The 7,482-nt window shown below is 39.8% G+C and carries 4 protein-coding genes; all 4 read left to right on the top strand.

Annotated features, from left to right (window positions below; genetic code table 11):
- A partial coding sequence (locus J2Z38_RS05090) for an InlB B-repeat-containing protein (protein WP_411791906.1) occupies positions 1–2,791 on the top strand: 2,791 nt, incomplete at its 5' end.
- Between the two features lie 1,005 nt (positions 2,792–3,796).
- On the top strand, positions 3,797–4,573 hold the full coding sequence (locus J2Z38_RS05085) for a hypothetical protein (RefSeq protein WP_209773159.1): 777 nt from the start codon (positions 3,797–3,799) through the stop codon (positions 4,571–4,573).
- A gap of 1 nt (position 4,574) precedes the next feature.
- Positions 4,575–5,255, top strand: coding sequence for a DNA alkylation repair protein (locus tag J2Z38_RS05080; protein WP_225304622.1), 681 nt, complete (start codon positions 4,575–4,577; stop codon positions 5,253–5,255).
- A 101-nt stretch (positions 5,256–5,356) separates the two neighbouring features.
- Entirely contained in the window at positions 5,357–7,354 is a 1,998-nt protein-coding gene (locus J2Z38_RS05075) for a hypothetical protein (RefSeq protein WP_209773155.1), read from the top strand.
- Positions 7,355–7,482 lie beyond the last annotated feature (128 nt).

Here is a 7,482-nt window from a genome sequence, read left to right as displayed (position 1 = left end):
AAGCTACACAACAGATACAACAATCACAGCCCAATACCAATACAACGGCACAGATGTAGTACCACAAAAACCAGGCGAAGGAAAACCAGCAGTACCAGACAACTTTGTCCTAGTAGAATTCAAACCAGGAACAAACGGAACAATCGCAGGCACTGAAACAACCAAATACTGGGTAAACCCAACTAAAGAAGTAACATTAACTGCTCCAAGTGTCACAGCAGCAGACGGCTACAAACACACAGGCTGGGATAAACCACTAACAGGAACATTTGCAAACGCAACAGACATCACAGCTAAGTACAAAGCAAAAGTTGTAACATCAGATCCAAGCGACATCGACTACGTAAAAGTAGAATTTTCAGCAGGAGCTCACGGAACAATAGCAAACGGAACAACAAAAACCTACTGGGTACTAAAAAATGAAGAAGTAACCCTAGCAGCTCCAAGTGTAACACCAAATACAGGCTGGGCACAAAAAACTGGAGCAGAAGCATGGGATAAACAACTAACAGGAAGCTACACAACAGATACAACAATCACCGCCCAATACCAATACAACGGCACAGATGTAGTACCACAAAACCCAGGCGAAGGAAAACCATCAGTACCAGACAACTTTGTCCTAGTAGAATTCAAACCAGGAACAAACGGAACAATCGCAGGCACTGAAACAACCAAATACTGGGTAAACCCAACTAAAGAAGTAACATTAACTGCTCCAAGTGTCACAGCAGCAGACGGCTACAAACACACAGGCTGGGATAAACCACTAACAGGAACATTTGCAAACGCAACAGACATCACAGCTAAGTACAAAGCAAAAGTTGTAACATCAGATCCAAGCGACACCGACTACGTAAAAGTAGACTTTTCAGCAGGTAAGCACGGAACAATAGCAAACGGAACAACAAAAACCTACTGGGTACTAAAAAATGAAGAAGTAAGTTTAACAGCTCCAAGTGTAACACCAAATACAGGCTGGGCACAAAAAACTGGCAATGACGCATGGGATAAACCATTAACAGCAAGCTACACAACAGATACAACAATCACAGCCCAATACCAATACAACGGCACAGATGTAGTACCACAAAACCCAGGCGAAGGAAAACCATCAGTACCAGACAACTTTGTCCTAGTAGAATTCAAACCAGGAACAAACGGAACAATCGCAGGCACTGAAACAACCAAATACTGGGTAAACCCAACTAAAGAAGTAACATTAACTGCTCCAAGTGTCACAGCAGCAGACGGCTACAAACACACAGGCTGGGATAAACCACTAACAGGAACATTTGCAAACGCAACAGACATCACAGCTAAGTACAAAGCAAAAGTTGTAACATCAGATCCAGGCGATGAAGACTACGTAAAAGTAGACTTTTCAGCAGGAGCTCACGGAACAATAGCAGACGGAGCAACAAAAACCTACTGGGTACTAAAAAATGAAGAAGTAAGTTTAACAGCTCCAAGTGTAACACCAAATACAGGCTGGGCACAAAAAACTGGCAATGACGCATGGGATAAACAACTAACAGGAAGCTACACAACAGATACAACAATCACAGCCCAATACCAATACAACGGCACAGATGTAGTACCACAAAAACCAGGCGAAGGAAAACCAGCAGTACCAGACAACTTTGTCCTAGTAGAATTCAAACCAGGAACAAACGGAACAATCGCAGGCACTGAAACAACCAAATACTGGGTAAACCCAACTAAAGAAGTAACATTAACTGCTCCAAGTGTCACAGCAGCAGACGGCTACAAACACACAGGCTGGGATAAACCACTAACAGGAACATTTGCAAACGCAACAGACATCACAGCTAAGTACAAAGCAAAAGTTGTAACATCAGATCCAAGCGACATCGACTACGTAAAAGTAGACTTTTCAGCAGGTAAGCACGGAACAATAGCAGACGGAACAACAAAAACCTACTGGGTACTAAAAAATGAAGAAGTAAGTTTAACAGCTCCAAGTGTAACACCAAATACAGGCTGGGCACAAAAAACTGGCAATGACGCATGGGATAAACCATTAACAGCAAGCTACACAACAGATACAACAATCACAGCCCAATACCAATACAACGGCACAGGTGGAACTGGTGGTACAGGAACAACTGATCCAACTAATCCAACAGACCCAACTGATGAAAATGGTACAGGTTCTGATTCTGGTAAGACTGACGACAAGAAGCCAGGCGAAGACGACAAGAACCCAGGCGAAGATGATAAGAAACCAGGCGAAGATGATAAGAAACCAGGTGATGACGACAAGAAACCAGGCGAAGATGATAAGAAGCCAGGTGATGACGACACCAAACCAGGTAAGTCTGATGGTAAGAATGACAGAAAACCAAACCTTCCAGAAGACAAGGTCAAGGTTAAGGACGAAGATAATTTAACTGATAAAGAAAAGAATAAGATTCTTGATGAAGTTAAGAAGGTTAACCCAGATGCTAAGAAGGTTGAAATGGACGATAAGGGTAATGTTGTCCTAACCTATGATGACGGTTTTGAGACAAGTATTCCTTATAAGAGTTTAGTTGCTAAGGTTGAGCCAGGAGCTGTTGTGATTCCTTCTAGGGATAAATCTCATGCCCAAGATCCATTTAAGGGCAATAAGCAAAATGCTCAAGAACCTATGAGAAATAGACGCAACCAACTTGGCGCTAAGAATGTCAAGACAGGCGTTAGCTCTGCTAGTGGACTATTAGGTCTATTAGGAGCTGCTATTTCAGGCCTATTTGTGACAAAGAAAAAAGAAGACGAAGATAAGTAAGAATTACTTTATCTCACTTAAAAACTCAAGGTTTCAGAGCCTTGAGTTTTTTGTGTTTTTTTGGGGTTGGTGGTTCACACTGGTCCTTTATTTATAAGGTCATTCGTCAACATGCTTATCTCGCTACGCTCGACCACTCAGCCTCTGCACCAGACCTTCCATCAATCTTCTTTCAGAAGATTGGGATAGGGCTTCGCGTGGAGGGTCCTCCTAGAGCCGGACGGGCTTGCCTTTTCTGTCGACGGTAGTTTTTGGGTTCACTCTTATCCGTTCAGGATAAAGAGTTCACCTCGAAAAGCCTCGATTAAGATCTGCCATCAGTTCGCTACGCTCACTGTGGCCAGACCTATTATGGACGACGCTGTGGGGTCGTTTTTCCTAGTCTTATCCTTGGTTGGGACGAGGGATTGGAAGTAAGAATATCATGCGCCATTCCGAGCGAGAAGACAAGCCTGCCCGGTTCCTGTCTATGCTTATCCCAAATTACGAGTAATTTGATGGAAAGCTTGATGCTATAGCTGAGGGCCCGTGCGGAGCACCTCGCAGCGTAGCGAGAGAGACTTCGACGAGGAATCTTATAGCTTGGGGATATGTTTGTATCCATACCAAGGTAACTCTATCCATAAAAAAGCTTGCTAAAAAGGCAAGCTAACTTTTTGCCCTCCGCTAAGGAGCCGTTTGGCGGTGTAAGGAAAGGGAAGGTTCGGGAGACATAAACGCCCCTTGATTTGGGGAGTTTATGCCGAAAACGTAGTGCGGTAGCACGGAGGAGTTTGCGAAGCAAACGGGTTTCCGGTGAGTGAGGGACGACTTGCCCAGCGGCCGAGAGCGACGGAATGTCCCTTAGCTTCCCTCCCGATTACGAAGCAGTTATGTCAATAATGAAAAAATCTATAAGATATAGTTAATCTCGGATTAATAAAATGATAACTTATCTCGGATAAGCACATCCCAATTTTGTGGTATAATAAAAGAAACGAAAAAAAGACTTACAAAGGAGTTAATATGGATTTTTCTTTAGTTCCAGTTGCTGACAATAAATTTTTAAATTTTATCTACCTAGGCCTTGGTTCTAATGGCAAGAACCTCATTGCCATGTTTAACACTAGGGGCAATACCATGATTAAGGAATCTGTGACACCAGGCCTTGAGATTTCTTATTTAGACGAGGATTACATAGATGATAAGAAGACCTACAAAAGGGCCTTTCTTTCTGAATTATTAATCGGTGGGCTTAAATTAAATAAGGTTCCAGTCCTTGTTGCCAAAGATTCTGCCTTTGACCTTGGTACTGATCCTTATGGCAATACTAATGATTGCGATATGGTTCTTGGATGGAATGTGATTTCTCAATTTGCTTGGAGGGCCAATCCAAATGAGGGCCGTTTTGAAGTCCAAACTTCAGACTTTATGGAGAAAAACTTGGAAAAAACCAACCAACCAATCATAAATATCGGTTTTAATGACAGGATTATAAAGGCAGCTATCGACACATCTAGGCCGGTGACTATCATTTCGCCAAGCCTTGCAAAAGAGGCGGTGGATTGTGACAAGGAAGTAAAAGAGACCCTTACCATGCTTGGGGAATCCCTTGATGATATTACAAATCTCAGCCGTTTTATTTTCACAAATGATAACAAAGAAGTTAGGATAAGTTCGCCACAAATTGAGCCTGCCCTTGAGGGAGCTGACATCCAAGTCGTTTTCGGAGCTGACCTTCTTAGGTCAACTAACTGGGCAATTTACGGACCAACAGGCTATATCAGACTAGAAAATTTCTAAAATGTTTACCATAAGGGAAATAGAAAATATTTATAAAAGTCATAAAGACCCACAAAGGGCGAAAAAGATGTCGGCCTATATGAGAAATAATTTTGAGTTTTATGGCATCCCTGCGCCTTTTAGACGAGAATTATCAAAGGCCTATATAAAGGAAGGAAAAAAAGCTAAATCCATTGACCGGACACTTTTGACCGACCTTTTTAAAAATAAATATAGGGAAATAAATTATTTTGGTCTTGATCTTTTGAAGGCCCAAAGCCATCTTTTAACAATCGACGACTTTTATAACCTAGTCGGTCTAGCAAAAATCCGCCCATGGTGGGATACGATTGATAATATTGATTCAATAATAGGAGGCCTAGGCTATGGGGACAAGGTTTTTGAAGAAAAAATCCTAGATTTAGCCTCAAATGACAATTTTTGGCTCAGGCGAATCGCTATTGGCCACCAAAGAAAATATAAAGACCAAACTGACCCTGACCTTTTGGCAAAAATCATAGAAATTAACCTCAATATCCCAGTCAAGGATAAGGACGAGAAGTTTTTTATAGACAAGGCTATAGGCTGGGCCCTAAGGGAATATTCTAAGACTAATCCAGCCTGGGTTAGGTCTTTTTTACAAGATGCGGTAAACGATTTATCAAAATTGACCATAAGGGAAGCAAGCAAATATTTGGATTAACTAAGAACTTTTTTAGAAATCTTCATTAATGAGTAATAAAACTAAAATAGTCATTGTAATTAATGTAAAATGTGATAAAATATAGGTAGACGGAGGATATTATGAAAAATAGAAGAAATAATGTCGGAATCGGAATCCTTTCCATTGCTTTAGCCCTAGCTCTTCCGCTAAATGCTAATGCTACCGGTACCCCACAACTAATTGAAAAAAATGAAGTAATTACCCAATCTGCAGTTGAGCCAAAACAAGAGGCACCAACAACACCAACAACAAATACAACTAGACAATTAGATAAAAATACTAATTACATAAGCCAAAGAGATAAAGAAGCTGAAAATAAAATTCAAGTGAAAGTTTATCCAGTGGAACTCAAATCAGAAGTCAAGGGTGTGGGCAATACCGCACAACTTTCTTATGAATTTGCAATTAAGGGCTCTGATCTTCCAGAAGAATACACTATTTCTGTATTTGCCCTAAGGGACAGCAAGGTCAAAAACTTTGAGCTAGATAATTTTATTTCAGAAGATAAGGTTACAATAGCTGGCGAAGAAATGACCAAGTCTGCAGAAAAAATCGCAGGAGAAGACATTTTTGGCTTCAGAATCAAAACCAAATTCACCTATAAAGCTTCTGTAAAGGCTGTTGTGACAATCGGTGACGATGACGAAGCGGGTGATTATTCCCTATATTATATGATCACCACCAAAGACAAGACTGCGATAGGCAAGATGGATGCTAATCTTGAAAAAGTTGGTGACTATAACTTTGTCAAAACAAACGAACAAATAAAGAGAGACTATGATTTATCAGACAATGACAAGGTAAATCCGTTCGAAAATCTTCCATTTACAAAATACCTCCTAAACGACACAGATGAGGAGAAAAACCTAACAGATTTTATGGACCTAATTGCTGTTAAATTCGGTTCTTATAACCTGGTAGCAACCTATATAAATCCAAATAGCGACGAGCTTCAAACAGATGTAATAGATAATCCAAAAGAATATACTATTCCAGCAAATTCTTTGGTAAGGTTTGATGTAAGAACAAAAGAAGACACAACAAATCTGATTAAGGATTCAGAAATTGCAGCCTTTAACCTAGAAATTACAGAAGATGGCAAGGCGCCAATTTCTCTAATGAGCCTAATGGCCAACAAACAAGTAGGAAAATCAAGAAGCGCTGTAGTAAGTCCTGATATGGCAAAACTTATCGAAAAAGAAAGAGCTACACTAAAGATGCTATATCCAAAGCTAGACCAAGAAACACTTGATGTTAAGAGTCTTGCTCAAGCTATTAGCAAGCAAAAAAACAAGCTAAATGAATTAATTGATGGTCAATTCTTGCCAATACAACCAATGGCTGGATTCCAAAATCAATTAAACCCAACAGGACAAAATCCAAAATCAGTAGTAGAGCTAAACCAATATATGGATGCGGAAGACATAGAGGTTAGGAACCTTGCCAAAGCTATTAGGGATGTCACAGCAGATATTCATGAGCTCATCCAACAAGCGCTCCTCGACTATGAACTAGACAGCCTAAGCAAATTAGAAAAAGAACACCCAGACCTAGCTAAGGAAGAATACAAAAATATAGCAAGACTTGTAAAAGAAGCAGAAACAGTCAGCAAAAAAGCTAATAATAAATTAATCCAGCTAGATGAAATAATCTTAACTGACAACCAAACTGACCCACTTCTAATACAAAAAAAGGGTGCAAAACCAGTTCTAAACCTAGGTATGTTAACACCACTTACAAAAATTAACAATCTAACAAAAGACTCTCCAAAAGAAAGCGAGAGAAACTTCTCAGCAAATCTAGAAAAGAAATTGCAAGAAGCTGTTAAAAAGGTGGAAACAGTCACAATAGGTGACAAAGAAAACAAGAAGCTAGACACAGTAAAGGAAGACAAAGATAAGGATCCAAACAAAAAGCTAATTGTCGTTGACCCAAAGAAAAAAACAGAATCTAAGGAAACAAACGAAGAAAAAGCAAAAGAAGAAAAGGCAAAAATAGAGCCTAGAATCAACACACCAATCTTTGTAAAATACCTTCAAACCTTAAAAAGCAGGGGCGAATTATTAGATAATAAATAAATTTAAAAAAGGGGCATATTCACATAAAAGTGGGCCCCTTTTTGGGCATTTATAGGACTGTTTTAGTTATGTAAATTATTAAAAAATGTTTGTTTGTATTTATTTATTTTTTTTGGTATTTGAATAAA

It is taken from the genome of Anaerococcus degeneri, from assembly GCF_017874475.1.
Taxonomy (GTDB): domain Bacteria; phylum Bacillota; class Clostridia; order Tissierellales; family Peptoniphilaceae; genus Anaerococcus; species Anaerococcus degeneri.
This window is presented reverse-complemented; position numbering and strand designations above follow the sequence as displayed.

Bases quoted from the DNA above. Each gene is read 5' to 3' on its own strand.
- J2Z38_RS05085 (WP_209773159.1), top strand. From the start codon at position 3,797: ATGGATTTTTCTTTAGTTCCAGTTGCTGACAATAAATTTTTAAATTTT.
- J2Z38_RS05075 (WP_209773155.1), top strand. From the start codon at position 5,357: ATGAAAAATAGAAGAAATAATGTCGGAATCGGAATCCTTTCCATTGCT.
- J2Z38_RS05080 (WP_225304622.1), top strand. From the start codon at position 4,575: ATGTTTACCATAAGGGAAATAGAAAATATTTATAAAAGTCATAAAGAC.